Origin of the sequence: Microbacterium sp. NPDC087665 (genome assembly GCF_044743285.1) — a bacterium.
Classification (GTDB): Bacteria; Actinomycetota; Actinomycetes; order Actinomycetales; family Microbacteriaceae; genus Microbacterium.
In genome coordinates this window covers 60533-87287 of record NZ_JBIUWD010000010.1, presented here as the reverse complement: position 1 = coordinate 87287, position 26755 = coordinate 60533, and the positions used below count along the sequence as shown (strand labels likewise).

The 26755-nt window shown below is 67.8% G+C and carries 28 protein-coding genes; 20 read left to right on the top strand and 8 right to left on the bottom strand.

Features of this window, described 5'->3' with window-relative positions:
- Positions 1-12: 12 nt before the first annotated feature.
- Together ACIOSY_RS17400 and soxR are read right to left on the bottom strand one after the other, a co-directional pair.
- Positions 13-366, bottom strand: a complete 354-nt coding sequence (locus tag ACIOSY_RS17400; RefSeq protein WP_400855436.1) for a carboxymuconolactone decarboxylase family protein — start codon at positions 364-366, stop codon at positions 13-15.
- A gap of 255 nt (positions 367-621) precedes the next feature.
- Positions 622-1098, bottom strand: a complete 477-nt coding sequence (gene soxR, locus ACIOSY_RS17395) for a redox-sensitive transcriptional activator SoxR (protein WP_400855434.1) — start codon at positions 1096-1098, stop codon at positions 622-624.
- A gap of 94 nt (positions 1099-1192) precedes the next feature.
- Between soxR and fdxA the strand changes: the two genes are divergently transcribed.
- From fdxA to ACIOSY_RS17375, 4 genes are read left to right on the top strand one after another with little or no spacing between them, the layout of a single operon-like run.
- Positions 1193-1519 carry a ferredoxin gene (fdxA, locus tag ACIOSY_RS17390; RefSeq protein WP_400855432.1) on the top strand — a complete coding sequence of 109 codons (327 nt, stop codon included), beginning with the start codon at positions 1193-1195 and terminating at the stop codon, positions 1517-1519.
- Positions 1516-2874, top strand: coding sequence for an FAD-dependent oxidoreductase (locus tag ACIOSY_RS17385; RefSeq protein WP_400855431.1), 1359 nt, complete (start codon positions 1516-1518; stop codon positions 2872-2874). The genes fdxA and ACIOSY_RS17385 overlap by 4 nt, the downstream gene beginning before the upstream one ends.
- On the top strand, positions 2871-3368 hold the full coding sequence (locus tag ACIOSY_RS17380; RefSeq protein WP_400855430.1) for a flavin reductase family protein: 498 nt from the start codon (positions 2871-2873) through the stop codon (positions 3366-3368). The genes ACIOSY_RS17385 and ACIOSY_RS17380 overlap by 4 nt, the downstream gene beginning before the upstream one ends.
- A 26-nt stretch (positions 3369-3394) precedes the next feature.
- The gene (locus ACIOSY_RS17375; protein WP_400855429.1) at positions 3395-4024 is read left to right on the top strand and encodes a superoxide dismutase; all 630 of its coding nucleotides are present in this window, start codon (positions 3395-3397) and stop codon (positions 4022-4024) included.
- 228 nt (positions 4025-4252) lie between these two features.
- On the opposite strand, the gene ACIOSY_RS17370 is transcribed toward ACIOSY_RS17375, so the two are convergent.
- Together ACIOSY_RS17370 and ACIOSY_RS17365 are read right to left on the bottom strand one after the other, a co-directional pair.
- Complete coding sequence (locus ACIOSY_RS17370) at positions 4253-5260, bottom strand: LacI family DNA-binding transcriptional regulator (protein ID WP_400855428.1); 1008 nt, start codon at positions 5258-5260, stop codon at positions 4253-4255.
- 81 nt (positions 5261-5341) lie between these two features.
- On the bottom strand, positions 5342-7003 hold the full coding sequence (locus ACIOSY_RS17365; RefSeq protein WP_400855426.1) for a glycoside hydrolase family 13 protein: 1662 nt from the start codon (positions 7001-7003) through the stop codon (positions 5342-5344).
- A gap of 96 nt (positions 7004-7099) precedes the next feature.
- Between ACIOSY_RS17365 and ACIOSY_RS17360 the strand changes: the two genes are divergently transcribed.
- The 10 genes from ACIOSY_RS17360 (at position 7100) to ACIOSY_RS17315 (ending at position 15916) form a co-directional block, all read left to right on the top strand.
- Positions 7100-7531: a DUF1761 domain-containing protein gene (locus ACIOSY_RS17360; RefSeq protein WP_400855425.1), complete on the top strand. Its 432-nt coding sequence runs from the start codon at positions 7100-7102 to the stop codon at positions 7529-7531.
- 118 nt (positions 7532-7649) lie between these two features.
- Complete coding sequence (locus ACIOSY_RS17355; RefSeq protein WP_400855423.1) at positions 7650-8003, top strand: DUF6507 family protein; 354 nt, start codon at positions 7650-7652, stop codon at positions 8001-8003.
- Positions 8004-8764: 761 nt separating this feature from the next.
- Positions 8765-9961, top strand: a complete 1197-nt coding sequence (locus ACIOSY_RS17350; protein ID WP_400855461.1) for an alpha/beta hydrolase — start codon at positions 8765-8767, stop codon at positions 9959-9961.
- Positions 9962-10035: 74 nt separating this feature from the next.
- Positions 10036-10599 (top strand): hypothetical protein, encoded by a 564-nt coding sequence (locus ACIOSY_RS17345; protein ID WP_400855421.1) that lies wholly within the window; start codon positions 10036-10038, stop codon positions 10597-10599.
- On the top strand, positions 10596-10904 hold the full coding sequence (locus ACIOSY_RS17340) for a hypothetical protein (RefSeq protein ID WP_400855420.1): 309 nt from the start codon (positions 10596-10598) through the stop codon (positions 10902-10904). The genes ACIOSY_RS17345 and ACIOSY_RS17340 overlap by 4 nt, the downstream gene beginning before the upstream one ends.
- Complete coding sequence (locus ACIOSY_RS17335; RefSeq protein WP_400855419.1) at positions 10901-11530, top strand: hypothetical protein; 630 nt, start codon at positions 10901-10903, stop codon at positions 11528-11530. The genes ACIOSY_RS17340 and ACIOSY_RS17335 overlap by 4 nt, the downstream gene beginning before the upstream one ends.
- A 157-nt stretch (positions 11531-11687) precedes the next feature.
- A complete protein-coding gene (locus tag ACIOSY_RS17330; protein ID WP_400855417.1) occupies positions 11688-12257 on the top strand; it encodes a hypothetical protein in 570 nt (189 codons plus the stop codon).
- A complete protein-coding gene (locus ACIOSY_RS17325; RefSeq protein ID WP_400855416.1) occupies positions 12254-12907 on the top strand; it encodes a hypothetical protein in 654 nt (217 codons plus the stop codon). The genes ACIOSY_RS17330 and ACIOSY_RS17325 overlap by 4 nt, the downstream gene beginning before the upstream one ends.
- Before the next feature lie 129 nt (positions 12908-13036).
- Positions 13037-14293: a hypothetical protein gene (locus tag ACIOSY_RS17320; RefSeq protein WP_400855414.1), complete on the top strand. Its 1257-nt coding sequence runs from the start codon at positions 13037-13039 to the stop codon at positions 14291-14293.
- Positions 14294-14455: 162 nt separating this feature from the next.
- Positions 14456-15916, top strand: coding sequence for a hypothetical protein (locus ACIOSY_RS17315; protein WP_400855412.1), 1461 nt, complete (start codon positions 14456-14458; stop codon positions 15914-15916).
- A gap of 84 nt (positions 15917-16000) precedes the next feature.
- Here the strand turns inward: ACIOSY_RS17315 and ACIOSY_RS17310 are convergent, their stop codons facing one another.
- Positions 16001-17647 carry a beta-N-acetylhexosaminidase gene (locus ACIOSY_RS17310; RefSeq protein ID WP_400855410.1) on the bottom strand — a complete coding sequence of 549 codons (1647 nt, stop codon included), beginning with the start codon at positions 17645-17647 and terminating at the stop codon, positions 16001-16003.
- Positions 17648-17907: 260 nt separating this feature from the next.
- Here ACIOSY_RS17310 and ACIOSY_RS17305 point away from each other — a divergent pair, with 260 nt between their 5' ends.
- From ACIOSY_RS17305 to ACIOSY_RS17285, 5 genes are all read left to right on the top strand, one after another.
- Positions 17908-19230 carry an extracellular solute-binding protein gene (locus ACIOSY_RS17305; RefSeq protein ID WP_400855408.1) on the top strand — a complete coding sequence of 441 codons (1323 nt, stop codon included), beginning with the start codon at positions 17908-17910 and terminating at the stop codon, positions 19228-19230.
- A 98-nt stretch (positions 19231-19328) separates the two neighbouring features.
- Positions 19329-20312: a carbohydrate ABC transporter permease gene (locus tag ACIOSY_RS17300; protein WP_400855407.1), complete on the top strand. Its 984-nt coding sequence runs from the start codon at positions 19329-19331 to the stop codon at positions 20310-20312.
- Between the two features lies 1 nt (position 20313).
- Positions 20314-21168 (top strand): carbohydrate ABC transporter permease, encoded by an 855-nt coding sequence (locus tag ACIOSY_RS17295; RefSeq protein WP_400855406.1) that lies wholly within the window; start codon positions 20314-20316, stop codon positions 21166-21168.
- Between the two features lie 77 nt (positions 21169-21245).
- Complete coding sequence (locus tag ACIOSY_RS17290; protein WP_400855405.1) at positions 21246-22358, top strand: ROK family protein; 1113 nt, start codon at positions 21246-21248, stop codon at positions 22356-22358.
- Complete coding sequence (locus tag ACIOSY_RS17285) at positions 22355-23467, top strand: ROK family transcriptional regulator (protein WP_400855404.1); 1113 nt, start codon at positions 22355-22357, stop codon at positions 23465-23467. The genes ACIOSY_RS17290 and ACIOSY_RS17285 overlap by 4 nt, the downstream gene beginning before the upstream one ends.
- Positions 23468-23549: 82 nt before the next feature.
- Here ACIOSY_RS17285 and purQ read toward each other — a convergent pair whose 3' ends face one another.
- The 3 genes from purQ to ACIOSY_RS17270 all read right to left on the bottom strand — a co-directional run bounded on the left by purQ (position 23550) and on the right by ACIOSY_RS17270 (position 25120).
- Positions 23550-24257, bottom strand: a complete 708-nt coding sequence (gene purQ, locus ACIOSY_RS17280; protein ID WP_400855403.1) for a phosphoribosylformylglycinamidine synthase subunit PurQ — start codon at positions 24255-24257, stop codon at positions 23550-23552.
- Positions 24254-24502: a phosphoribosylformylglycinamidine synthase subunit PurS gene (purS, locus tag ACIOSY_RS17275; protein WP_400855401.1), complete on the bottom strand. Its 249-nt coding sequence runs from the start codon at positions 24500-24502 to the stop codon at positions 24254-24256. Before purS ends, purQ begins: the two co-directional genes overlap by 4 nt.
- 84 nt (positions 24503-24586) lie before the next feature.
- Positions 24587-25120 carry an adenine phosphoribosyltransferase gene (locus tag ACIOSY_RS17270; RefSeq protein ID WP_400855400.1) on the bottom strand — a complete coding sequence of 178 codons (534 nt, stop codon included), beginning with the start codon at positions 25118-25120 and terminating at the stop codon, positions 24587-24589.
- Between the two features lie 257 nt (positions 25121-25377).
- Here ACIOSY_RS17270 and ACIOSY_RS17265 point away from each other — a divergent pair, with 257 nt between their 5' ends.
- Entirely contained in the window at positions 25378-26688 is a 1311-nt protein-coding gene (locus tag ACIOSY_RS17265) for an ABC transporter substrate-binding protein (RefSeq protein WP_400855398.1), read from the top strand.
- The last annotated feature ends 67 nt before the right edge of the window (positions 26689-26755 follow it).

Here is a 26755-nt window from a genome sequence, read left to right as displayed (position 1 = left end):
AGCCCTGCCGGCTCAGTGCTGGTGCTCGTGCGCGGGCTCCGCGAGCTTGAACGCCAGGCGTCCGTGCGCGAAGCCCCCACCCGCGCGGATCGCGGTCGCGACCCAGGCCGCTTCGGCGAGTTCGGCCTCGTCGGCGCCCGCCGCGACGGCCTTCTGCGAGTGCGCGTCGATGCAGTACACGCACTGCGTGGTGATGCCCACGGCCAGCGCGATCAGCTCGCGGTACTTCAGCGGGATCGCTCGCGACTCGTCGGGTGCGAACACGGCGCTGTCGAACGCGGCGAACGCGGCGAGGACGTCGGGGGTGTGCTGCTTGTAGACCTTCGTGTAGGTCTTGTCGGCTTCGCTGTCGAAGTAGGCGCTCATAGTCTGCTCTCTGCTCGTGCGGTCCTGCCGGCGGGCGCGTGCGCGCCGGTATGCCGGAGGAGGGAGGGTCTACCGCGACGCTAGAACCCCCGGCATCCGACCGCATCTCGAAGTGCAACACGGGGTCATGCGGAGGGGCTGTCCACATAACTCCTCAGAAATTTGGCTCGTGAGTCGTATGTGGCCCGTGCGGCTCTCATCTCGAACGATTTTGAGGAGTTATGAACGGCGCGAGTCGGCCTCTCCCGCCACGCGTCAGTCCTCGGGCTCGTCGCTCAGGCGACGCGGCCCCGCACCCTGACTGCTGAGGGCGTCGTCGGGGTTCAGCAGGCCGCACGCCTTCATCGACAGGCATCCGCAGCCGATGCATCCGGTCAGTTCGCGTTCCAGCCGCTCGATGCCCTCGCGGCGCTTCTCGAGCGCGCGCTTCCACCGGCGCGAGGCCCGCTGCCAGTCCTCGTGCGTCGGGGTCTCGGTGAGCGGCACGTCGGCGAAGGCGCCCTGCACGTCGGCGAGCGGGATGCCGAGCCGCTTCGCGACCGAGACCAGCGAGACACGGCGCAGCATGTGCCGCGGATAGCGGCGCTGATTGCCCGGGGTGCGTGTCGAGGCGATGAGGCCGAGGCTCTCGTAGAAGTGCAGAGCGGATGCCGCCACCCCGGTGCGCCGCGTCATCTCACCGATCGTGAGGTAGTCGTCGGCCGCATGCGTGGGCTGATCGGGAGTGGTCATCGGAGTCCCTTCTCGGCGTCGGTGCATGTCGCGGCGATTTGACCTCAAGTGTACTTGAGGTTTTAACGTGGAGTCCGACCGGAAAGAAGATGTGATGACCTATGTGATCGCCCTGCCGTGCGTCGACGTGAAGGATCGCGCGTGCATCGACGAGTGTCCTGTCGACTGCATCTACGAGGGGGAGCGGTCGCTGTACATCCACCCGGACGAATGCGTCGACTGCGGTGCCTGCGAGCCGGTCTGCCCGGTCGAGGCGATCTTCTACGAAGACGACCTGCCCGACGAGTGGCAGGACTACTACAAGGCCAACGTCGAGTTCTTCGACGAGATCGGCTCGCCCGGCGGAGCGGCGAAGGTCGGCATGATCGCGCACGATCACCCGTTCATCGCCGCCCTTCCCCCGCAGGAGGCGCACGCATGACCGTCGTCGACCCGCGCATCGCGATCGTCGGGGCGGGCCCGGCCGGCATCTACGCCGCCGACATCCTGCTCGGTCTCGTGCCCACTGCGTCGATCGATCTGTTCGAGAAGCTGCCCGCGCCGTACGGTCTCGTCCGCTACGGGGTCGCGCCCGATCATCCGCGCATCCGGGCCATCACCGACACGCTGCACGGCGTGCTCGGCGACCCGCGCATCCGCCTGCACTGCAACGTCGAGATCGGCACCGACATCCGCATCGACGACCTGCGAGCCGCGTACGACGGCGTCATAGTCGCCACGGGCGCCGACCTCGACGTGCGACTCGACATCCCCGGCATCGACCTGCCGGGATCGTTCGGAGCCGCCGACTTCGTCGCCTGGTACGACGGGCATCCGGATGCTCCACGGGACTGGCCCCTCGTCGCCGAATCGGTCGCCGTGCTGGGCGCGGGGAACGTCGCCCTCGACGTCACCCGCATTCTCGCGAAGCACGCGTCCGCGCTGCGGCACACCGACACCCCCGACCACGTGCTCGCGAGCCTCGAGGCCGTGCCGCTGCGCGACGTGCACCTGTTCGCACGCCGCGGCCCGGCCGATGTGCGCTTCTCGGCGCTCGAACTGCGCGAGCTCGCCGAGCAGCACGACGTCGAGGTGATCGTCGATCCCGCGGAGGTCGCGCTCGATGCGCACAGCGAACGCATGATCGCGCAGTTCTCCCAGCGGCGCATCGTGGTGCGCACGCTCACGGAGTGGGCCGCGCGCGATCGGCAGGAGACGCCGGCATCGCGGCGCATCCACCTGCACCTGCGCCAGCGCCCGGTGCGGCTGCTCGGAGACACCGCGGTGACGGGCATCGAGATGGAGCGCACGGCATCCGACGAACTCGGTCGCATGGTCGGCACCGGCGAACTGCTCCGCTACGACGTCGGCGCCGTCTACCGCGCGGTCGGATACCGCTCGTCGCCGGTTTCGGGCATGCCGTTCGATGCCGGTACCGGCGTCGTGCCGCACGCCGAGGGGCGCGTGCTCGACGCGCAGCGACAGCCGATTCCCCGGCTCTACGCCACGGGGTGGATCAAGCGCGGGCCCGTCGGCCTCATCGGATCGACCAAAGCGGATGCCGCGCAGACCGTGCGACACCTCATCGACGACCTCGCCGCAGCCGACCCGATGCCCCGCGACGGAGACCCGACGGCACACCTCGTCGCCGCCGTCGACATCGAGGGGTGGCGACGGATCGACGCGGCCGAACGCCACGCCGGAGCCGAACGCGGACGCGAGCGTACCAAGCTCGTCGACCGTGCAGAGATGCTCGCCCATGCCAGCCACGAACAGATGACGGAGATCGTCCGATGAGCACGAACCCGGTGCCGACCCCCGTCGGCGAAGGACTCAAAGCGGCCTTCCGCAACCACCCCGCCGGAGTGGCGATCATCACCGCCTCGACCCCCGACGGTCCCGTGGGGCTGACAGCATCCAGCGTCGCCTCGGTGGCCGTCGACCCCGCCGCGATCGTGTTCTCGGTCACCCGGGCGACCGGCAGCGCGGGCGCCATCCTCAACGCCGATACCTTCGTCGTGCACCTCATCGACGACGAGCATTCCGAACTGGCGCAGCGCTTCGCCGTCAGCGGCTCGGAGCGATTCACGCCCGACCAGGGATGGAGCGCCCTGCCGACCGGCGAGCCCTACCTGCCCCTGGCGCGCTTCGCCCTGCGATGCCGGGCGCTGCAGACCGTGCCCGTCGGAACCTCCACCGTCGTCATCGCCGAGGTGATCGAGGTGCTCCCCGGCCCGCAGGGCCGCCCCGTCGTCTACCTCGACCGTCGTTTCCACCCGCTTCACACCTGAACGCCGCACCCCTGAAAGGAACATCCATGTCCACTCTGTACACGCTCCCCGAGCTTCCCTACGACTTCTCGGCCCTCGAGCCGCACATCTCCGGCAAGATCATGGAGCTGCACCACTCCAAGCACCACCAGGCCTACGTGACCGGCGCCAACACGGCGCTCGAGCAGCTCGCGACGGCCCGCGACGCCGGCGACCTCGCCAACGTCAACAAGCTCGAGAAGGACCTCGCGTTCAACCTCGGCGGACACATCAACCACTCGGTGTTCTGGCAGAACCTCTCGCCCCAGGGCGGCGGAAACCCCGAGGGCGAGCTGGCCTCGGCCCTCGAAGACGCCTTCGGGTCGATCGACGCGTTCCGCGCGCACTTCACCGCCACCGCCCTCGGTGTGCAGGGCTCGGGCTGGGCCGTGCTCGCCTGGGACAGCATCGGCGCACGCCCGGTCATCTTCCAGCTGTTCGACCAGCAGGGCAACGCGCCGCTCGGCGTCATCCCGCTGCTGCAGCTCGACGTCTGGGAGCACGCCTACTACCTCGACTACCTCAACGTGCGTGCCGACTACGTCAAGGCGTTCTGGCAGATCGTGAACTGGTCCGACGTGCAGCGCCGTTTCGAGGCCGCCCGCACCCAGACGCCGGGCCTCATCACCGCCGTCTGATCGCCGCTGCGCGGCCCGGGTCGCGCCCGGGCCGGCACTTACTCAGGACAAACTGCCGTCGCGGGGGCCGAAACGCCCCCGCGACGGTCTGAGGTCGGGGTTTTTCCTGAGTTAGTGCCAGCGCCGGCGGCTCACAACTCCTCAAACTCGGGCCGGAACCGCCCGGATTCGGCCGGAATCAGCCCGGGAACGCCCGTCCTTGAGGAGTTATGCAGCGAGTCCCGCGGCTCACACCCGCGCGGTCGAGCCGCGCACGACGAGCGCGTAGGGCGATGCGGCCGGCGGGGGAGTCGCGGCATCGCCCTCGCCGAGCCGCGCGAGCACAGCCTGCGCCGCACGCTCACCCTGCTGCAGGGGGAACTGGTCAACCGTCGTCAGGCCGAAGAACTCGCCCATCTCGTGCCCGTCGATGCCGATGACCGACAGATCTTCGGGAACGCGGATGCCGAGCTCCCGCGCGGCGAGGATCGCGCCCATCGCCATCTCATCGGATGCCGCGAACACCGCGGTCGGGCGTGACTCGTCACTCGTGAGCAACTCCACCGCGGCCCGATGTCCGCCCTGGATCGTGAAGTCCGCCGACGCGAGCATCTCCGGGTGCAGCGGGATGCCTGCCTCGGACATCGCGGTCTCGAAGCCGCGGCGGCGGTGCGTCGGAACGCGGAAGTCGGTGTCGAACTGCGGCCCGGCGCCGATGTAGGCGATGTCGCGGTGACCGAGTTCGATCAGGTGCGAGGTGGCCAGCCGCGCCACGGCGAGCTCGTCGACCGTGAGGGTGTCGAGCTGCGGATGCGGTCCGCCGATCGCGACGATGGGGAGCCCCAGGTCGAGCAACTGCCGGGTCTCGTCGTCGTCGAGTGCGATCGACACGGCGATCACCGCATCGACCCCCTGGCGGCGCAGGAACGTGTCGAACACGTGCCGCCGCACCTCGCGGTCGGGCGTGATGTTGTAGAGCGTGATGTCGTAACCGGCGCGCATGAGCGCCGTCGACACCCCCGACAGCACGGTGCTGAAGAACCAGCGGTCGAGGAACGGCACGATCACACCGATGTTGCGGGTGCGTCCGGATGCCAGACCCGAGGCGCGAGACGAGACGACGTACCCGAGCGAGGCCGCTGCCTCCTGCACGCGCTGCCGCGCCTGCTCGGAGACCATGCCCCGCCCGCTCAGCGCGCGCGAGACGGTCGCCGTCGAGACGCCCGCGACGCGGGCCACATCATCGATGCTCGCCATCTCGCTTGCCTTTCGGTTATCGGAACGGATGCCGCAAACGGATGCCGGGGCCGCACCGTGCGATGCGACCCCGGCCCGGGATCAGCCCCGCGTGAACCAGACGGTCGTGTCGATCGGAAGCTCCGACCCCGCGAAGGGCTGGCTCTTCACGAGGAACGTGGCGTCGCTCGGCAGCGCGAGCGGAGCCGTGCCGAGGTTCGCGACCACGTGCACATCGCCACGGCGGAAGGCCACGGAATCGGCACCGAAGTCTTCCCACACCAGAGAGCCCGAGCCGAAACCGTGCGCGCGGCGCAGGGCCAGCAGCTCGGTGTACAGGGCGAGCGTCGAGTTCGGGTCGGCGAACTCGACGTCGCGGGCGTACGTCGCCCACTCGGCCGGCTGGGGCAGCCACGACAGGGCCGTGTCGTTGAAGCCGAAGGCGGGAGCATCCGCCTCCCAGGGCAGCGGCACGCGGCATCCGTCACGACCGTAACGTTCGTGCTTGGTGCGGAACCAGGTCGGATCCTGGCGGTATTCGTCGGGGATCTCCATGGCCTCCGGCAGGCCCAGCTCTTCACCCTGGTAGAGGTACGCCGAACCCGGGAGCGACAGCATGAGCGTCGTCGCGGCGCGCGCACGGGCGAGGCCGATCACGGCGTCGGGCTTGTTCGGGGTGTTCGGTCCGATGCCGTCGCCCTGGGGGTTGTCGACCGTGAGGGCGAGGCGGGTGGCGTGGCGCACCACGTCGTGGTTCGACAGCACCCAGGTGCTGGGGGCGCCCACGGCCCCGAAGTCGTCGAGCGATTCGCGGATGACGTCGCCGAGTGCCTTCGCGTCCCACGCGGTCATCAGGTAAGGGAAGTTGAAGGTCTGGTGCATCTCGTCGGGGCGCACCCACAGCGAGGTCTTCTTCAGCGTCGGCAGCCACGCTTCGCCGCAGAGGGCGCGGTCACCGTCGTACTCGGCGAGCAGCTTGTGCCAGTCGCGGTAGATGTCGTGCACGCCGTCCTGTCCCCAGTAGGGCACGTTCGCCTCGCCACCGCCCATCGAGTCGGCGTCCGACGGAGGGGTGTAGTCGGGCAGACCGTCGGCCTTGATCATGCCGTGCGCCACGTCGACGCGGAAGCCGTCGACGCCGCGATCGAGCCAGAAGCGCAGGATCGAGCGGAACTCCTCGCGCACCTCTTCGTTGTTCCAGTCGAAGTCGGGCTGCGTGGCGTCGAAGATGTGCAGGTACCACTGCCCGAGGGCGCCGTCGGCTTCGGTGACGCGCTGCCACATGCCGCCGCCGAACACCGACTCCCAGTTGTTCGGCGGGAGCTCGCCGTTCTCGCCCTTGCCGTCGCGGAAGATGTAGCGCGCACGCTCGGGGCTGCCGGGGGCGGCCTTCAGCGCCTGCTGGAACCAGATGTGCTGGTCGGAGGAGTGGTTCGGGACCAGGTCGACGATCACGCGGATGCCGCGGGCGTGGGCAGCTTCCAGCATGGTGTCGAAGTCGGCCAACGTGCCGAACAGCGGGTCGACGTCGCGGTAGTCGGCGACGTCGTAGCCGGCGTCGCGCTGCGGGCTCGTCATGAAGGGGCTGAGCCAGATCGCGTCGACCCCGAGGTCTTTCAGCGAGTCGAGACGGCTGGTGATGCCGGGGAGGTCGCCGATGCCGTCGCCCGAGGCGTCGGCGAAGGATCGGGGGTAGATCTGGTAGATGACCGCGCTGCGCCACCACTCGGAACCGGGGGCTGCGATCTGCTCAAGCTGTGCCATGCGACGAGCCTACTGCAAGCGCTTACAGTGCTGCGTGATGGCCGGGCGGACGGGCCCGGGAGTAGTCTGACCGCACCATCACAAGGAGGCGCCGTCATGGTTCCGGAGATCAACTACTGGGCAGTACTGCTCGCCACGCTGTCGAGCATGATCGTCGGCTCGATCTGGTACGCGCCGAAGGTGTTCGGCACGCGCTGGTCGAAGCTCGCGAACGTCGACATGGACCGCCCCGCCGCGACCGCGGCATGGCCGATCATCACGACCGTGATCGTGAGCTTCATCACGTCGTGGGTGCTGGCCGGAGCATCCGCCATCGCCTGGCACTTCTACGGCGGGTCGTGGTTCTGGGGCGCGATCGTGACCGCGGTCACGCTGTGGGCGGGCTTCACGGCTGCACGGTTCATCACGCACGATGCCTTCGAGGGGCGCTCGACGAAGCTCACGACGCTGAACATCGCGCACGAGCTCGTGACCGTCGTGGTGATGGCCGTGCTCATCGGGGTGTGGCCTCCGGCGCTCGCGGCGTAGCTCGCCTCGATAGCGCGCGAGAAGATTGCGAGTGTGAATATATAGCTGTCATGTGAGGACACTCTTTGATACGCTGACGCGGCATCGATCGTCGGTGCGTGTCGAGCGGGGGTCGCGCATGAGCGGTTATCGGGTGGATCCGGGTGTCGAGTATCGGGTCGACCCCGATGGGGTCCTGGGGCTTCTCGCCGGACTGGATGAACTCGGCGGCAGCTTCGAGTCCGCGCATCGCGAGATCGACCAGGCGGCCGCCGAGGGGCCCGCGGCGCTGACGGTCGACGGGCGCACGACGGTCGCCTCCGCCTGGCGCACCTTCATGGAAGACCGGCGGATGGTTCCCGGTTCGATCATGTACTCGATCAACTCATCGGCCCGGGCCGTCGGTGGAGCCACGGTCGCGATCATCACGGGCGACGAGCAGATGGCCCGCGACACGGTCGCCGCGAACTTCGGCGTGGATGTGTCGCAGTGAGCGCGGTGCGGGGTGAGCTGCCGCACGTGATGGATGCCGCGGCCGTCGAAGCGCTGGGCAACAAGGTCTTCGACGCGGCGAATCTGCTGAGCGACACGGCGCGCGACGCGGCCGACCGCTGGTTGCGCCTGCCCGAGGTGTTCGACGTCTCCGACGCCACCATCGCGGTGACGATGCTCGACGGGCCGATGACGACGGCCGCGGACTTCCTCGAGGCGATGACGAAGGCTCGGCAGGTGCTGGTCGAGTTCACGATGACGACCATCCCCTCGCTCACCCGCCGTCGCGAAGAGCTCGCCGCCCGCATCCTCGAGGTGAATGCGCAGCGAGAGGTGGCGCAGTCGGCGCTCGAATCGTCGGATGCCGCGTACTGGTCGGCCTACGAGACCGACCCCGCGTCCGAGACGACGAGACGCGCCGGCGAGGCGCAGACCGAGGCGACGGATGCCTGGCGCGACGCCGACAGCGCCGTCGGCGACCTCGAAGCCGACATCCGCGTCTTCCGCCTCGACCTCGAGGCCGCGGAAGACTTCCTCGCCTCCGACCTGAAAGCCATCAGCGGCGGCGACGATCCGCGCGGTGCGTTCGGTGCTCATCTGACCATCTCGCAGACGTTCTGGGGAGAGAGCTCGTCGGCGTACCCGGGCGGGCCGAGCACCAGCACGGGACTGGCCGACAGTCTGCGCGCCGATCTCTCGACCGCGGTCGCCCACGCGATCAGCTGGCTCGGCACCACCGATGCAGACGCCGCGAAGACCTGGATGGAAGACCATCCCGACTTCGCCAGTGCGGTCGCCTTCGTCGATGTGAATCGCGCCGCCGAACTGTGGAACCGCTTCGCGAACACCTCGACGCGCGACGGCGACGGTGCGTGGAGCGACGGCCCGCTCGCGCAGATCTTCGCGGTCGCACCCTCGGCGATCGGCAACCTCAACGGCATCCCGGCGAGTGCGAAAGACGAGTTCAACAGGGCGGAGTTGGAACGGATGCTCGCGGGCGACTTGACGGAGGAGCAGCGGGGGCAGTTGGAAGGGCTGCGGAAGGTGCTCGACGACTCGGCTAAGAAACCGGGCCCTCCTGTTGTGATGCTGTCGCTTTCTCTTGAGACCGATGACGGCAGCCCACGCGCGAGTATCGGCTTCGGCGATGTGGACACCGCCGACCAGATCACGACTCTCACGCACGGTATCGCGACGGACATAGCTCAACTTGGAGAGTGGTCCGACAGCGCCTCTGCGATGCAGCAGCAGACTGCGTGGGAACTCGAGAAGCGGGGTTCCTCGGCGACGAATGCTGTTGTCGTGTTCATGGACTGGGACTCGGGCGGCCCGGGCAACGTGTGGGGGATCGAGCGCCCCGATGCGGGTGCGGAACGGCTCGCTCAGTCGTTGCGCGGATACGGCGTCACGAACGCCGGAGCGCAGCTCGACCTCGGGCTCCATTCCCTCGGCACGACGATGGGCACGCAGATGATCGCCGACAACCCGGGACTCGTCGACAACGCCTGGCTGTATGGATCCGCCGGGGTGGCGCCCGAGACCGCCGCCGATCTCGAGAACCAGATCCGTCGCGGGCTCCTCACGGTGCACGCGACGCATGCGACCGACGACATCATCGCCGACAAGGGGCGCATGCCCGCGTCGGACCACCCCGAGAACCCGCTCGACATCGCCGGCGTGCAGGACTTCGAGTCCGACGGCGGCTGGGTCAAGGGATACGGCGACGGCGTGCGCGAATGGGGCATGCGCGTCGAGGGCCACAACTCCCAGGCCAGCAAGGAGGCGATCTACCTGCTCGACGGTTTCGAAACGCAGCAGACCGGTGGAATGGCGCCCTCCTTCATTCCCCAGTGGGATGACGAGGCGGTCGGCTACCTCGACCCCCGGTCGCAGTCCTTCAAGCAGACGATCGTCGACCTCGCGGAGTCCATTGTCGCCGAGGATGGCGCACGGAAATGAATCGGAAGGCGAGAGCGGCTTTCGCCGCGATAACGGTCCTCGCCCTGCTGATTGTGACGGGATGTGGAGCATCGATGGCTGACGAGGAACTGTTCGAAGAAGCACGAGAAGCCAACGTCGCATTCAAGAGCGCGGTTGCAGGAGCGCAACTGCAGATCCTCGATGGGGACTGGCGAAATCTCGACTACGGCGACTCCCCTGACGAATGTGGTGAGGGTCGGTATGAGTTCGCGATGACCCGCGGCACTCCGGAGGGGTGGCGTATCGGCGAGACCCCGATGGCGACCGCCGACCGAATCGCCGGCTGGCTGGACGAGAACGGGTGGACGGGCGTCAAGGCCCGCGGCTATTCCGGCGACATCGCCGATGTGGTGGTCGAGGCGAAGTACCCGTCAAAGCACGTCGAACTCCTGATCGTCGACATCAGTCCCGGCGAGCTCTTCGATTCTGTGACCATCTATGCCACCTCCACATGCGAGCCGGGTGACTACCTTCGAGTGTTCGATCTCGTGTACGCGGACGGCGACCTTTCTGGTCCGCCCGTCGAGATGCTTCCCGAGCTGGAGCATCCGACGGCGGAGCCCAGCTTCGGCTTTACGAAAGACGGCAAGCGCCGTTTTGGCGGCGGGGACGAGTGAGTCTCGGATCAGACTGGGACGACCCGCTCAACATCGCCGGTGTGCAGGACTTCGAGTCCGACGGCGGCTGGGTAAAGGGCTACGGCGAAGGCGAGCGCGAGTGGGGCATGCGCGTCGAGGGGCACAACTCCCAGGCCAGCGAGGAACCGATCTATCTCTGGGAGGGTCTCGAGGCGGAGCCCTACATCCTCCTCAAGTGGGACGACGAGGCGGTCGGCTACCTCGACCCCCGATCGCAGTCGTTCAAGCAGACGATCGTCGACCTCGCGGAGTCCGTCGTCGCCGCGGATGGCGTGAGGCAATGAGCCGCGCGATGCGGTTGGCGTTCGCGAGCACTGCTGCCGTGGCGCTGCTGGGAATGAGCGGATGTGGAGTGACGGTGACTGGCGCAGAAGTGTTCGAACAAGCACGGAAGATCGATTTCGCCTTCAAAGCGGAGGTGGCTGAGGCGCAGCTACAAGTCTGGGATGGCGACTGGCAGGTGATCGAGTACGGCGACGGCCCGAGATCGTGCGGTAACGACTCCTACGAGTTCAACATGACTCGGCGCACGCCGGAGGGCTGGCATCTCGACGGCACCCCGATGGAGGTTGCTGATCGCGTCGCCACATGGCTGGACGAGAACGGGTGGACGGGCGTCAAGGCCCGCGGCTATTCCGGCGAGATCGCCGATGTGGTGGTCGAGGCGAAGTATCCGGCGAAGCATGTCGATTTGCTGATCATCGATATCAGCCCGGGCGAGCTCTTCGACTCGGTTGCTGTGTATGCGACGTCGACCTGCGAGCCGGGCGATGCGCATCAGATCTCGGAGATGCGGCGACCTGGTAAGGGCGAACGTGAAAAGTTGCCCGCGACGGAGCATCCCACCGACAAGCCGAGTTTCGGTCACACCGAAGATGGCAAGCGTCGTTTCTGGGATGACGAAGAGTGATGCTCGGATCAGGCCGAAGCAACCCGCTCATCCTTCTCCAGCGGGATGCGCCCATCGTCGAGGCGGATGGCGCAAGGAAGTGAATCGGAAGGCGAGAGCGGCTTTCGCTGCGATAACGGTCCTCGCCCTACTGATTGTGACGGGATGTGGAGCATCGATGACTGACGAGGAACTGTTCGATCAGGCGCGCGCGACGAACTTCGCTTACAAGGCGGCAGTGGCTGACGTGCAGTTGCGAATCCTGGATGGTGACTGGGATCTGACGGGATATGGAGACTCTCCTGATCCGTGCGGTGAGGATGGGTACACATTCGACCTGACGCGCCGAACGCCGGAAGGGTGGCGTATCGACGGCACCCCGATGGAAGCTGCAGACCGGATCGCCACCTGGCTCGACGAGAACGGATGGACGAGCGTCGAGGCCCGCGGATACTCCGGAGAGATCGCCGATGTCGTGGTCGAGGCGAAGTACCCCGCCAAGCATGTCGACCTGCTCGTCATTGATATCAGCCCGGGGGAGCTCTTCGACTCGACCACCATCTACGCGACCTCGACATGTCAGCCCGGCGACTATCTGGATATCGTCAAGAAGCAGATCCCCGGGTTCGCCGACTACCACCCGATCGAGCTGAAGAGTAATCGGGCGACGGAACACCCCACTGCGCCGCTGAGTTTCGGCTATAACGATGACGGCACGCCTCGATACTGGGACGGCGAGATCCAGTGACGCTCATCGACAATCGTCGTTCGATGATCGCCCTTGCGGCTGTCGCGCTGAGTGGTCTGCTGGTGCTTGTGGGATGTGGGGCCCCGATAACGGATGAAGAGCTTCTCGACCGAGCGAGGGACGTCAACCTCTCGTACAAGGCGGCAGTGAGCGATGTGCAACTACAGATTCTGGACGGCGATTGGCAGTTACGAGGGTATGGAGATGGCCCGAGATCGTGCGGTGGCGACGGTTATGAATTTGATCTCACTCGACGCACACCGGAGGGGTGGCATCTCGACGGCACCCCGATGGAGGTTGCTGATCGCGTCGCCACGTGGCTGGACGAGAACGGGTGGACGAGCGTCAAGGCTCGGGGTTACGACGGGGAGATCGCCGATGTGGTGGTCGAGGCGAAGTATCCGGCGAAGCATGTCGAGTTGCTGATCATCGACATCAGCCCCGGCGAACTCTTCGATTCGGTTGCCGTGTACGCCACCTCGACATGCCAACCGGGCGACTCACACCGAGTGTTCGATCTCGTCTACGCGGACGGCGACCTTTCCGGTCCGCCCGTCGAGATGCTTCCCGAGCTGGAGCATCCGACGGCGGAGCCCAGCTTCGGCTTCACGAAAGACGGCAAGCGTCGCTTCTGGGATGACGAGAAATGATGCGGACGACGAGACCCCGATATTGCCTCTATCCCGGCGTTCCCCGAACTGAGAGGATCATCGAGTGACCCCCGGGTCGCCCGGGTGCGTTCCCCCACCGCGCACGGAGTTCGACGAGAGGCTTCCCCCATGTCTCCTTCCCCTCGCCGCGCAGTCGGTTGGACGGTGGCCGTCGCGCTCGTCGCCGCCGCGGTGCTCGCGGGTGCGGCATCCGCTGCGTCCGGCGATTCGAATCCCGCGGAGGATGCTGCGCCCGCCCCCGACCCCTCGGTCTCGGTCGCGCTGGCCTACGAGTTCCTCGATGCGCGGGTCGACCAGTTCTGCGACGGCGCAGGGAAGTGCCTGCCGCGCAGCTACGAGGGCGGATTCTTCACCACGCCCAGCTGGGACTTCACCCCGTCGTTCGTCTACGACGACGCACTGGTCGTGATCGCGTACACCGCACGCGGTCTGCCCGACGACATCCGCCGTGCCGAGACCGTCGGCGAGACCCTGCTCTTCGTGCAGGAGAACGACCCGATCGGCGACGGACGCGTGCGCACGTCGTACGAACCGCACGGCATCCGTCAGGGGCGGATGGAGATCACCGGCCCCGGCACGTTCACGGGCAACCAGGCATGGGTAGGCATGGCTCTCGCGAGGCTCTTCCACGCGACCGGCGACCAGCGGTATCTCGACGGCGCCCTGCAGCTCGGCCAGTGGATCCAGACGAACACGGCCGACATGGTGCGGGCCCCCTACGGCTACACGGGCGGTCAGACGGATGCCGGTGTCTCGCTGACGTGGAAGTCCACCGAGCACAACGCCGACATCGCCGGCTTCTTCGGGCAGCTCGCGCAGCTCACCGGCGACCCGGTGTGGGGGGAGCGGGCATCAGTCGCCGCCGGGTTCGTGGCAGCGATGCAGAACGCCGACGGACACGTCGACACCGGCACGCTGCTCGACGGCAGCACCATCAACACCCACCCCATCCCGCTGGATGCGCAGACCTGGACCTCGATCGCCACCCAGGACCCGCGCTACGACGCGTCTCTCGACTGGACTCTCGCTCACCTGATCGGCACCGACGGCCCCTACTCCGGGCCGGGGATCAGCAATGTCGACGTCTCGAAGGTCTGGTTCGAGGGCAGCGGCCACCTGGCGCTGGCGCTTCGGCTGCGCGACCGCCCGGGCGACGCCGCGCAGGCCGAGCAGCTGCTGAGCAGCATCCGTCTCGCCCAACGCGATGCCCCGAACGGCGACGGCAAGGGCATCGTCGCCACCTCGACCGACGGCCTCGACTCCGGCTTCGGAGACCTCTACTACGCGAGCCTGCACTCCGGCGCGACCGCGTGGTACCTGCTCGCCGCGTCCGGCGACAACCCGTTCCACCTGCCGGCGGACTGACCGGGGTTCGCTGTCACCCACGCAGGAGTACGGTGGGCACAGGACCGCCGCGACGCCGTTCGCGCGGCGGGTCGTCCACTCATGATCGATCAGCTCGGCTCCCTCGCACCTCGTGCGGTGGCAGGAGACCGGCATCGAGCGCTCATCGAGAGGACACCGGGCATGATGCGGAACAGCAGACGCTCCACCGCCGTCCGCACCTTCGCCGCGACAGCGGCAGCGCTGGCGCTCGCCGCCTGCGCGGCCGTGTCCGCGGCACCGGCAGCGGCAGCGGGAGCATCCGTCGGCGATGACTGGTTCACGAGTCCGTCCGGCCAGGTCGACTACGCGGAGTCGGCCGCGCTCGCGTACGACTTCCTCGACGATCGGGTCGACGAGTACTGCAGCGCCGACGACCTGTGCCTTCCGCGCAGCTACCAGGGCGGCTTCTTCACGACCCCGACGGCGGATTTCACCGCCTCGTTCGTCTACGACGACGCCCTCATCGTGATGGCCTACGCCGCCCGGGGCCTTCCCGACGACATCCGACGCGCCCAGGCGATCGGCGACGCTCTGCTGTTTTTGCAGGCGAACGACCCGCTCGACGACGGCCGCACCCGCGCCTCGTACGAGCCGGCGAGCCTGCGCGACGGCACGGTCGAGATCGGTGGGGCGGGCGCGTTCACGGGCAATCAGGCCTGGGTGGGGATGGCGCTCGCGCGCCTGTACGACGTGACCGGCGAGCAGAAGTACCTCGACGGCGCCCTGCGGCTCGGCGAGTGGATCGAGACGAACGCTTCCGACACGGCACGCGCGCCCTTCGGCTACACCGGCGGGCAGGATGCCGACGGCATCCCGGCCACGTTCAAATCGACCGAGCACAACATCGACGTGACGGCGTTCTTCACCCAGCTCGCCCAGCTGACCGGGGACGAGGTCTGGGCAGAGCGGGCGACGATCGCCGAGAACTTCGTCGCCGCGATGCAGCAGCCCGACGGACACCTCGCCACCGGCACACTCCCCGACGGTGTCAGCGTGAACGCATCGCCGATCCCCGAAGACCCCCAGACGTGGAGCTCGCTCGCCACGGGCGACCAGCGGTACGACACGGCTCTCGACTGGGCGGTCGCGCAGCTGCCCGCGGCCGATGGGCCCTATCGGGGAACCTCGTTCAGCGACGCCGACCGCTCGAAGGTTTGGTTCGAGGGCAATGGCCACCTCGCGCTCGCGCTGCGATCGAGGGATGCTCCGGGCGACGTGCCGCGCGTCGACGAGCTGCTCGCGAGCGTCGAGCTCGCCCAGCGTGAGGCGCCGAACGGAGATGGCCGGGGCATCGTCGCGGCATCCTCCGACGGCCTCGAGACCGGCTTCGACGACCGCTACTACGCCAGCCTGCACACCGGAGCCACGGCCTGGTACCTGCTCGCGGTCACCGGACTCAACCCGTTCCGCCTCGCCGACGGGCAGCATCCGACCCACGAGACGCCCGAGGCATCGGCCCCGACCGCCGATTCGCCGGCGACGGGAAGCAGCGACGACGCCGTCGCCGTCTGGCTGCTCCCCGCGGTCGCCGTCGGTGTACTGGCCCTCGCCGCCGGCACCGGCATCGTGCTCCTCCTCCGTCGTCGCCACCGCTCCCGATGACTGCTTTCGAATCGCCCGAATCGCTGCATCTCGGCCGGGAACACAGCGATTCAAGCGATTCGAAAGCCCGGGGTCGACGGCAGATCAGCCGATGTTCACGGTGATCCGTGCCAGGTGGGCAGCCGCCTCTTCGGCAGACCGGGTGCGGCCGCTCACCCCGGGGCGCTGCTGCCAGGGCCGAGGGCCGTCGGCGTGCCGATACTCGACGCCCTTCGCCTCGAGGCGGGCGAGGTGCTCGGTCAATCGCGGGGCGAACTCGGCGTAGTCGCGGTCGCCGACGGTCCACAGGGCTTCCGCGACGGCGGCCAGCCGGGGGAACGCGCGATAGTCGAGGCCGCGCATCGAATCGATGTGCTCGGTCCAGAGGTTCGCCTGCCCGCCGAGCACGTGTCGCGCTTCGTCGGCGTCGAGCTCGGCGGGAACCGGATCGAACGAGTAGGCGGTCTCGACCGTGGTGACGGTTCCGGTCGGGATGGGCTCGGTGGCGAGATCCGATTCCCGGTAGTCGAGGTAGACGGTGTCTTCCGGGCAGGCGACGACGTCGTTGCCTGCGCGCGCGGCAGCGAGCGCCCCGACGCGTCCGCGCCAGGAGAGCACGGTCGCGCCATCCGCCAGACCGCCCTCGAGGATCTCGTCCCAGCCGAGCAGTTTGCGTCCGCGCGAGGCGAGGTGCTGCCCGATCCGGCTGACGAACCAGCTCTGGAGACCTTCCTCGTCGTGCACGCCGAGCTCCCGCATCCGCTCCTGGGTGCGTTCGTCTTCGACCCACTGGATCTTGGGGCACTCGTCGCCGCCGATGCAGATGTACTCCGAGGGGAATAGGTCGATCACCTCGTCGAGCACGTCGCAGAGGAACCGGATGGTCGACTCCTCGACATTGAAGATCACGGGGTTGACGCCCCAGAGGGTCCAGGGCGTCGCCGGTGCGCTGCCGCCCACGCCCAACTCGGGGTATGCCGCCACCGCCGCCTGCGCGTGACCGGGCAGCTCGATCTCGGGCACGACGGTGATGCCTCGGGCCGTGGCGTACGCCACGATCTCGCGGATGTCGGCCTGCGTGTAGAAGCCGCCGTGCGGTCGGCCATCGGCGTCCGACCCGTGGGCGGCGCCGAGCTGGGTCTCGGGGCGCCATCCGCCGACCTCGGTGAGCCGCGGATAGCGGGCGATCTCGACGCGCCACCCCTGGTCGTCTGTGAGATGCAGGTGCAGCGTGTTGAGGCGGTGCATGGCCAGCAGATCGATGAAGCGCAGCACGTCGCGGGTCGGCGCGAAGTGGCGCACGACGTCGAGCATGGCGCCGCGCCAGGGGAACTTCGGCGTATCCTGCACCCGGGTGACGGGGGCCGTCCAGCGGATGTCGGCGACGGGGGAGCGGCGATACACATCTGCCGGGAAGAGCTGCAGCAGAGCCTGCACGGCCCAGTGCCCGCCGCGTTCCGTCGACGCGGCGAGGCGGATCGAGTGCGGCGTCGTCTGCAGCTCGAACGCCTCGGTCGCGAGCGACGGATCGATATCGAGACGGATGCTCGGAGCCTCGCCGTCTCCCGACGACGCGCCCGTGCCGGCGACGGTCACGGGCAGCACGAAGCCGGTGGCGGCACGCAGTTGCTCCTGCAGCCGCAGGGCGGGCTGCGTCAGGTAGGGATGGGCGGACAGCGTGGTGTCGGCGGTGAGCTCGAACTCTCCGGGCGTGGTGGTCTGGGCGGCGGCGCGGGGTAGAAGGGTCGGCATTGTGGGCAACTCCCTGGTGTTTTCGGGCGGACGTGAATTAGTTGGTTTCATGCCCTAATAGTTAGTAAATTATGTGACCTAATTCGACGACCGATAATCACGCGAAAGGCGAAACAATGCCGTCATAACGCAGAAACCTAACAGCTTCACGAATATGAACATAATGATTGACAACGGATATGAAACAGGGGTGTACTAACTTCACCGCTCGGCACATCGACGTATCCGTCGCGGTACCCCCACCTACCAAGGAGAGTTACGTGGCAATCAGAAAGCTGGCGACGATCGGTGCCCTGGGCATCGTCACCGCCCTCGCACTCAGCGCATGTTCGGGTTCCGCCGGCGGAGGCAACGCCGGTGCTCCCAGCGACGGAAAGGTGCCTGAGGTCGACGGCACGGGCAAGAAGATCACCGTCTGGGTCATGCAGAACGACTACACGCCCGAGACGCTCGACGCGATCAACGCGAAGTTCACCGAACTCACGGGCGCCGAGGTCAACGTGCAGTCGCAGACCTGGGACGGCATCACGACGAAGATCACCACCGCCCTCGCCACCGACTCCCCGCCCGACGTACTCGATGTCGGCAACACCCAGATCGCCAGCTACGCCGCCAACGGCGGTCTGCTCGACCTCACGCCGTACAAGGACGATCTGGCGCAGGGGCAGAGTTGGCTCGACGGCCTCGTCGACCCGGCGACGATCGACGGTAGCCTGTACGGCGTTCCCGGATTTGCCGGCGCCCGCGCAGTCATCTACAACAAGAAGATGTGGGCGGATGCCGGAGTGACCGAGGCCCCGACCACGTACGAGGAGCTCACGGCCGCGCTTGACAAGGTGAAGGCCGCCAACGCTCAGACCTCCGACTTCTCGGCCTTCTACCTCCCCGGCCAGTACTTCTACGCCGGAATGCAGTTCGTCTGGGATGCGGGCGGAGACATCGCCACTGAGAAGGACGGCGAATGGACCGTGGGCTTCAGCTCCGATGAGGCGATCGAAGGCCTCGAAGCATTCCAGACCTTCCAGAACGCGTACTCCACCGCCGCGTCCGCGACGCTCGACACGTTCGAGCCGAACCAAAGCCAGCTCTTCGCCGATGGGAAGACCTCGGCGATCCTCAACACGAACACCGGAGCGATCCTCAAGATCAACCCGGCGCTCGAGCCCGACCTCGGCACCTTCCCGTTCCCCGGTATCTCCGGTGAGGCGCAGCCGGTGATGCTCGGAGGGTCCGACTGGGCGGTTCCGGTGAAGTCGCAGAACTCCGACCTCGCGCTGAACTGGGTCAAGATCGCCTCGAGCCCCGAGATCCAGCAGGACTACGTCTACGGCGTCGACGGGTGGATCCCGAACAGCGTTGAGGGCATCGAATTCGCGCAGGAGACGGTCGACGAGGTGCGGTCGAGCTTCTTCACCGCAGCGCTCACGTCGAAGGCGACGCCGGCCAACGCGAACTGGACGACCATCGAGAGCAACAAGGACATCAACAACCTGTTCTCGTCGATCGCGTCCGGCGCGAAGACCGCCGAGAAGGCGGCGAACGACTTCGACGCCGCTGCCGACAAGACGCTGAACATCAAGTAGTGCGAGAGGACGCCGCGCGGTCGCGCCGCGCGGCATCCTCCTGTTCCGCCCCTGGCTGCCCCGTGCGCGGCGCCTCCGACCCGACGAAAGGCCAGCCCTTGGTCACCACCTCCGTGGAGTCTCCGCCGACGGCTCCTTCCCGCCCCTCCCGGTCGACCCCGCCCCCGCGGAAGCGCCGTGCCGGCAGCCTGAACAGGTCATCCGCCCCGTTCTGGCTGCTCACCCCCGCCGGCCTCATGATCGTGTTCGTCACGCTCCTGCCCATCGGGTTCCTCGTCTTCACGTCGTTCACGAACTACAACCAGCGCACGCTCTTCACCGGCGCCTTCGACTTCGTGGGCTTCGACCAGTACGCGGCCGTGCTCTCGGATCAGGAGTTCTGGTGGTCGCTCACCCGCACCATCGTCTTCACCGCCGCCCTCGTCATCGGCAGCGTGGCGATCGGCGCGGGCATGTCGCACCTGATGACACGCCTTCCCTCCGGCATCCGCTACCTGACCACGGTCGTGCTGATCCTCGCGTGGGCCATGCCGAACGTCGCCTCGTCGATCGTGTGGTCGTGGCTGTTCCAGCCTCAGTACGGCGTGATCAACTGGCTGCTCACCCAGCTCGGCATCTTCGGTGACATGACCAGTCGCGACTGGGCGTCTGACCCGGTCCTCGTGTGGGTCTGCATCTGGCTGCTCGTCGTGTGGGGAGCGGTTCCCTTCATCGCCCTGACGCTGTACGCCGCCGAGACGCAGGTGGCCGTCGAGCTCAAGGAGGCGGCGCGCCTGGACGGTGCATCCGAGTGGCGAATCTACCGGGTCGTGGTGCTGCCGTCGATCGGGCCGACGATCCTGCTCGTGACGATGCTCTCGATCATCTGGGACTTCAACGTCTTCAACCAGATCTGGCTCATCTCCGAGGGCGGCCCCGACGGGGCCACCTCGACACTCGGTGTGTTCACGTACACCACCGCCTTCTCGGGCAACCTGCAGATCGGCGCCGGCTCGGCGATCGCGGTCGCCTCGACCATCATCCTGGCGGCGCTGAGCGCCGTGTACATCCGGCACCTCGTGCGTTCGGGAGAGGACCTCTGACATGACCGCTCGCACCCGCCGTCTACGCCGCGCCCCCTGGATCAGCAGCAGCATCGCCATCCTCTTCTGCATCGTGTGGGCTTTTCCCGTCTACTGGATGGTCAACACGGCCTTCAAGCCCCGGTCGGAGATGCTCAGCAGCACCCCGCACTTCTTCCCCGAAGCGCCGACGCTCGACAACTTCTTCACAGCGATCGGCAAGGGCCAGTTCCTCATCTACCTGCAGAACTCGGTGATCGTCGTCACCGGTGCGGTCGTGTTCGCGATCGTGCTCGGCATCTTCGCCGCCGCCGCTCTCTCGCGGTTCCGCTTCCGCGGACGCCGACCGATCCTCGTGCTCATCCTCATCGTGCAGATGCTCCCCGGCACCGCGCTGCTCATCCCCCAGTTCCTCATCTTCAACTCGATGGGGCTGCTCGGCACCTACTGGGGCCTGATCTTCGCGTACGTCGCGAGTGTGCTGCCGTTCTCAATCTGGGTCATGCGCGGGTTCTTCCTCGCCATCCCGATCGAGATCGACGAGGCCGCGCGCATCGACGGCGCTTCGACCTGGCAGGTGCTCACCCGCGTGCTCTTCCCCCTGGTGATGCCGGGCATCATCTCCAGTAGCGTGTTCGCCTTCATCGCCGCGTGGAACGACTACATCGTCGCCTTCACCTTCATGAAGGACCAGGTGAACTACACCCTCCCGGTGTGGCTGAACTCGTTCACCGTCTCGGTCGGCGGAGACATGGGCACCGACTACGGCGGGCAGATGGCCGCCGCCACCCTGTTCTCGCTCCCGGTCGTGGTGTTCTTCATGATCATCCAGCGCAACCTCGTCACCGGCATGTCCGCCGGCGCCGTCAAGGGGTGAACGCCGTCAACGGGGTGCGCGGGTGGGGCGGGATGGAATCCGTCTGGACGGAGCGCCTCCGCGGGGGACAATGGGCTGTGGCCGATCTCCGCATCACGACCAAGGCGCTCCCCGAGCACAATCGCGTGCGCAACCGGGCGATGCTGTTGCAGACGCTCTTCCACGAGGGGCCGCGCAGCCGGGCCGACATCGCACGCGGATCCGGACTCAACAAGGTCACCGTCTCGACGATCGTCGGCGACCTCATCGATCAGGGCATCCTCGTCGAGGCCGGGCACTCCACCGATGTGCGCGTCGGCAAACCCGCCACCCTGGTCGCCATCGACGACGACTCCCGATCGATCATCAGCCTCGATCTGTCGGATGCGCTGTCTTTCCGCGGAGCGGTGATGAACCTGCGGGGTCAGGTCTCGCACCAGAGCCAGCTCTCGATGCTCACGGAGCGCGGTGACGCCGCTATCGATCGTGCCATCGTCCTCGCCGAGGAGTTGCTGGAGAAGGCGCCGGCCCCCGTGCTCGGCATCGGCGTCGGTAGCCCCGGCATGGTCGACCGCGCCGGAGTCGTGCGGTTCGCCCCGCACCTCGGCTGGTTCGACGTCGACCTGCGCGGTGCGCTCGCCGAGCGTTTCGGCGTTCCGGTGCACGTCGTCAACGACGCGAACGGGATGGCGCTGGCGGTGCACACCTTCCGCGAGAACGACGGCCGCAGCATCCTCATCGTCACGATCCAGCGCGGCGCGGGAGCGGGTCTGATCGTCGGCGAGACTCTGGTCGACGGTGTCGACTTCGCCGCGGGCGAGATCGGCCACGTCGTGGTCGACCCGCGTCGCGAGACCTCCTGCCTGTGCGGCAGATCCGGATGCCTCGATTCGATCGTGGCCGTTCCGCAGATCCGGCGTCGGCTCGACGCCGGTGAGGAGCGCGACGTCGTGATGGAGGATGCCGCGGATGCTCTCGCCGCCGCCCTCGCGCCGATCATCTCGGTGCTCGGCGCGACCCATGTCGTGCTCGTCGGGCCCGACGACATCCTCGACGAGGGATTCGCCACGCGAACCCGCACGCACCTCACCGATCGCACCCTCCCCACCACGACCACTGTGATCAGCGTCGACATCGGCTCGGACGGCGGGCTGCTCGCGCTGCAGGGCCCTCTCGTCGCCGTGCTCTCCGCCGAACTGGGCATCGCGTGAGCGCCGGCCGCGGTGCCGAGAAAGCGCTCCCCGCCCACACCCGGCAGGCGAACCGCTCACTGATCCTGCGCACGCTCTTCCACAACGATCCGATGAGCCGTGCCGATCTGGCCAGGGCCACCGACCTCACCCGGGTGAGCGTCTCGCGCATCGTCGACGACCTCTCCGCAGAAGGGCTGGTGCACGAGAGCGGCCCGAGTCCGGAGGGCAGGGTCGGCAAGCCGAGCACCCTCATCGCATTGAACCCCGACTCGTACCACGTGGTCGCACTCGACCTGTCGGCGCATGCCGAGATCACCGGCGCGATCATGAACCTCGACGGAGACATCGTGCATTCGGTGAGCGTGCCGACCGACGGCGCTCGCGGAGCCGCGGTGCTCGTCAAGGTCTGCGCTCTCGCCTCGGCTCTCGTCAAGCGCTCGACCGTACGCGTGCTCGGCGTCGGCGTCGGCTCACCCGGCGTCGTCGGCACCGACGGCGTCGTGCGCGAGGCCGTGGCGTTCGACTGGCACGACGTCGACGTCGCCGCGGCGGTTGCGGCCGTCGTTCCCGTGCCCGTGCACGTCGCGAACGACGCCAACGCCGCGGCACTCGCCGCGCGCACCTACGGCCAACCCGGCGTCGACAACCTCGCCCTCGTGCGCATCGGCCAGGGCATCGGCAGCGGCGTCATCGTCGGCGGGGTTCTCGTCACGGGTGCCCGCTTCACCGCCGGCGAGATCGGGCACGTGCTCGTCGACGAGGGCGGAGAGGTGTGCCGGTGCGGTCGGAGAGGATGCCTCGAAGTCGTCGCGGCCGTGCCCTACATCCGGCAGCACCTGGCCGACGCCGAGACGTCGTCCGACGACGTGCTCGCCGAGGCGGGGCGAGCGCTCGGCCGGGTTCTCGCACCCGTCGTCGCGGCGCTGGGTCTCGAGCAGGTCGTTCTGTCGGGACCGCTCGACATCGTCGCGGGAGTGTTCCTCGACGAGACCAGGGCCGCCATCGAGCATCACTCCCTGGCGATCGTCACCGACGACTTCGAGATCCGTGTGGCGGTGCGCGGTGAAGACATCGTGCTGCTCGGCGGCACGGCGCTCGTGATCGCCGAGCAACTCGGCATCCGCTGACCCGTTTCGATTCGAACGACGGGCCGCAGCGACGGAAGAGGGGCGGATGCCGAAGCATCCGCCCCTCTTCTCGACGCTGCGACTAGGCGGCGGCGCGGGCGACCGCGGAGATCGCGCTCGCGAAGAAACCGATGCCGTCGATGCCGGAGCGCATGGCCACGGCCGTGTCGGGACCGAAGCCGGCCTCGGTCGCGTGCTCGGGGTGCGGCATGAGCCCCACGACGTTTCCCCGCTCGTTCGTGATGCCGGCGATGTCGCGCAGCGATCCGTTCGGGTTGACGCCCGCGTAGCGGAAGGCCACCAGGCCCTCGCCCTCGATGCGGTCGAGCGTCTGCTCGTCGGCGATGTATCCGCCGTCGGCGTTCTTCAGCGGGATGATGATCTCCTGGCCGCGCGAGAACGCGCTCGTCCAGGCGGTGTCGGCGTTCTCGACCGTGAGCTTCTGGTCGCGACGCACGAAGTGCTGGTGGCCGTTGCGGATCAGCCCGCCCGGCAGCAGGTGCGACTCGACGAGCATCTGGAAGCCGTTGCAGATGCCGAGGATCGGCATGCCCTTGGCCGCGGCATCCTTCACCTCGGTCATGATCGGCGAGAGCGCGGCGATCGCGCCGGCGCGCAGGTAGTCGCCGTAGCTGAACCCGCCGGGCAGAACGAGGGCGTCGATGCCCTCGAGGTCGTGCGAGCCGTGCCACAGGGCGACGGGCTCAGCGCCGGCGATGCGCACCGCGCGCTGCGCGTCGCGGTCGTCGAGCGAGCCGGGGAAGGTGACGACCCCGATGCGTGCCGTCATTCGACGACCTCGATGCCCACGACGTCTTCGATCACGGCGTTGGAGAGCACCTCGTCGGCGAGACGCTGGGCCTCGGCGAGCAGCTCGTCGGTGACCTCGCCCTCGACGGTGAGCTCGAAGCGCTTGCCGATGCGCACATCGGTGAAGCCCTCGACGCCGAGGCGTGCGAACGCTCCGGAGACGGCCTTCCCCTGCGGGTCGAGAAGTTCGGACTTGGGCATGACGTCGACGACGATGGTGGGCATGAACGGCTCCAGAAGTCGCGGGCAGGAAGGCGGCTTCAGTCTACCTTCCCGCGCCGGGCGTGCTTCGCCGTGCGCGTCAGTGCCTCAGCTGGAGTGGAAGACGGTGTGCAGGTCGCCGACGAGGTCGCGGCCACCGAGCCCGTCGATCTCGAACAGCACCGAGATGCCGACGACGTGGCTGCCGAGCTGCTCGACGATCTTGCGCCCTGCTGCGAGCGTGCCGCCGGTCGCGAGCACATCGTCGATGAGCAGCACGCGGGACCCGGCGGGCAGGTCGTCGTGCATCTCGATCGTGGCGGTGCCGTATTCGAGGGCGTAGTCGACGGATGCCGCGGGGCGGGGCAGCTTGCCCGCCTTGCGGATCGGGATGAGTCCCGTGCCGGCGGCGATCGCGGCGGCGCTGGCGAGGATGAACCCGCGTGCCTCGATGCCGGCGATCACGTCGAACTGTCCGGCGAAGGGCGCGATGATCGCCTCGGTGGTGACGCGCAGGGCCTCGGCGTCGGCGAGCAGCGGCGTGATGTCGCGGAAGATGATGCCGGGTTCCGGGTAGTCCGGCACGCTGCGGATCAGCGAGGCGGCGCGGACGAGGGCAGGGGAAAGATCGGCTTCGGGCACCGGGCAAGGCTACCCCTCCTTCGTAACTCCTCAGAAATGGCCCGATCCCGGTCGCTAGGAGGACTTTGAGCCTGGCCGAGGCGGATCTTGAGGAGTTATGCACCGTCGAACAGCCTCTTGACAATCGTGGGAGCGCTCCCATATCGTGGCCGGAACGTCGTGGGAGCGCTCCCATCGCGGAGACCACGGCTCACGCACCATCCCGACGCACCACCTCACCCGCACCACCACCGCACCACCTCACAAAGGAGTGAACTGTGAACACACGCGCCCGCAAGCGGATCCTCACGACAGCAGCCGTGGCATCCGTCTCCGTCCTGGCCCTCGCCGGTTGTTCGACCGGCGGCGGCGACACCGGCGAATCGAGCGGCGACGAGGACATCACCCTCACCGTCACCACGTTCGGCACCTTCGGCTACGAAGACCTCTACGACGAGTACGAGGAACTGCACCCCAACGTCACCATCGAGGCGACCAACATCGATACCGGCGGCAACGCCCGCACCGACGCCTTCACCAAGATCGCCGCCGGTTCCGGCCTCAGCGACGTCGTCGCCATCGAAGAGGGCTGGCTCGGCGCGATCATGGACGTCTCCGACACCTTCGTCGACCTGCGCGACCACGGCATCGAAGACCGCAAGGGCGACTGGGTCGACTGGAAGTACGGACAGGCGACGGATGCCGAGGGCCGCGTGATCGGCTACGGCACCGACATCGGCCCCTCGGGCATCTGCTACAACGGCGCCGCCTTCGAAGCTGCCGGCCTCCCGAGCGACCGCGAGTCGGTCGCCGGGCTCCTCGAGGGCGACTGGGAGAACTACTTCGCGGTCGGCGCCGACTACACGGCCAAGACCGGCAAGGCGTGGTTCGACCACTCCGGCTTCGTCTGGAACGCGATGGTCAACCAGCTCGACGAGGGCTACTACACCGCCGACGGCGAGCTCAACGTCGAGGGCAACGACGAGCTCAAGGAGCGCTTCGAACTGCTGGGAGCGGCGACCGAAGGCGGCCAGTCGGCCGCGCAGACCGCCTGGGACTGGAACGGCGGCAAGTCATTCGTCGACGGCACCTTCGCGACGTTCGTCTGCCCCGGGTGGATGCTTGGAGTCGTGCAGGGTCAGGTCGAGGCCGGTGGCGGCGACGCCACGACCGGCTGGGACTTCGCCGACGTCTTCCCCGGCGGTGCGGCGAACTGGGGTGGCGCGTTCCTGTCGATCCCCGAGACCTCGCAGCACAAAGAGGCCGCGGCCGAGCTCGCCGACTGGCTCACGCAGCCCGAGCAGCAGGTGAAGCAGTCCGCCGCCGCGGGCAACTTCCCCTCGACGGTGAAGGCGCAGGAGACGCTCGCCTCCGAAGCGACGCCGAACGAGTTCTTCAACGACGCCCCCACCGGTGCGATCCTCGCGGAGCGTGCGAAGGGCGTGGTCGCGCAGTTCAAGGGTGCCGATGACTCGGTGATCCAGGAGAACGTCTTCGGTCCGGCGCTCAGCGCGCTCGACCGCGGCGAGACCGACACGCAGGGCGCCTGGGACCAGGCGATCCAGCTGCTGAACGACCTGGTCGGCTGACCTGCCCTTCGACAGGCTCAGCGACCCATCGGTATCGGGTTGCTGAGCCTGTCGAAGCATCCTCCAA

Excerpts from the sequence above, each read along its gene's own strand:
- purS (WP_400855401.1), bottom strand. The coding sequence starts at position 24,502 with ATGCCCACCATCGTCGTCGACGTCATGCCCAAGTCCGAACTTCTCGAC.
- purQ (WP_400855403.1), bottom strand. The coding sequence starts at position 24,257 with ATGACGGCACGCATCGGGGTCGTCACCTTCCCCGGCTCGCTCGACGAC.
- ACIOSY_RS17350 (WP_400855461.1), top strand. The coding sequence starts at position 8,765 with ATGGAAGACCATCCCGACTTCGCCAGTGCGGTCGCCTTCGTCGATGTG.
- soxR (WP_400855434.1), bottom strand. The coding sequence starts at position 1,098 with ATGACCACTCCCGATCAGCCCACGCATGCGGCCGACGACTACCTCACG.
- ACIOSY_RS17355 (WP_400855423.1), top strand. The coding sequence starts at position 7,650 with ATGAGCGGTTATCGGGTGGATCCGGGTGTCGAGTATCGGGTCGACCCC.
- ACIOSY_RS17380 (WP_400855430.1), top strand. The coding sequence starts at position 2,871 with ATGAGCACGAACCCGGTGCCGACCCCCGTCGGCGAAGGACTCAAAGCG.
- ACIOSY_RS17370 (WP_400855428.1), bottom strand. The coding sequence starts at position 5,260 with ATGGCGAGCATCGATGATGTGGCCCGCGTCGCGGGCGTCTCGACGGCG.
- ACIOSY_RS17315 (WP_400855412.1), top strand. The coding sequence starts at position 14,456 with ATGATGCGGAACAGCAGACGCTCCACCGCCGTCCGCACCTTCGCCGCG.
- ACIOSY_RS17330 (WP_400855417.1), top strand. The coding sequence starts at position 11,688 with ATGACTGACGAGGAACTGTTCGATCAGGCGCGCGCGACGAACTTCGCT.
- ACIOSY_RS17365 (WP_400855426.1), bottom strand. The coding sequence starts at position 7,003 with ATGGCACAGCTTGAGCAGATCGCAGCCCCCGGTTCCGAGTGGTGGCGC.
- fdxA (WP_400855432.1), top strand. The coding sequence starts at position 1,193 with ATGACCTATGTGATCGCCCTGCCGTGCGTCGACGTGAAGGATCGCGCG.
- ACIOSY_RS17320 (WP_400855414.1), top strand. The coding sequence starts at position 13,037 with ATGTCTCCTTCCCCTCGCCGCGCAGTCGGTTGGACGGTGGCCGTCGCG.
- ACIOSY_RS17400 (WP_400855436.1), bottom strand. The coding sequence starts at position 366 with ATGAGCGCCTACTTCGACAGCGAAGCCGACAAGACCTACACGAAGGTC.
- ACIOSY_RS17345 (WP_400855421.1), top strand. The coding sequence starts at position 10,036 with ATGGCTGACGAGGAACTGTTCGAAGAAGCACGAGAAGCCAACGTCGCA.
- ACIOSY_RS17385 (WP_400855431.1), top strand. The coding sequence starts at position 1,516 with ATGACCGTCGTCGACCCGCGCATCGCGATCGTCGGGGCGGGCCCGGCC.
- ACIOSY_RS17375 (WP_400855429.1), top strand. The coding sequence starts at position 3,395 with ATGTCCACTCTGTACACGCTCCCCGAGCTTCCCTACGACTTCTCGGCC.
- ACIOSY_RS17335 (WP_400855419.1), top strand. The coding sequence starts at position 10,901 with ATGAGCCGCGCGATGCGGTTGGCGTTCGCGAGCACTGCTGCCGTGGCG.
- ACIOSY_RS17310 (WP_400855410.1), bottom strand. The coding sequence starts at position 17,647 with ATGCCGACCCTTCTACCCCGCGCCGCCGCCCAGACCACCACGCCCGGA.
- ACIOSY_RS17295 (WP_400855406.1), top strand. The coding sequence starts at position 20,314 with ATGACCGCTCGCACCCGCCGTCTACGCCGCGCCCCCTGGATCAGCAGC.
- ACIOSY_RS17360 (WP_400855425.1), top strand. The coding sequence starts at position 7,100 with ATGGTTCCGGAGATCAACTACTGGGCAGTACTGCTCGCCACGCTGTCG.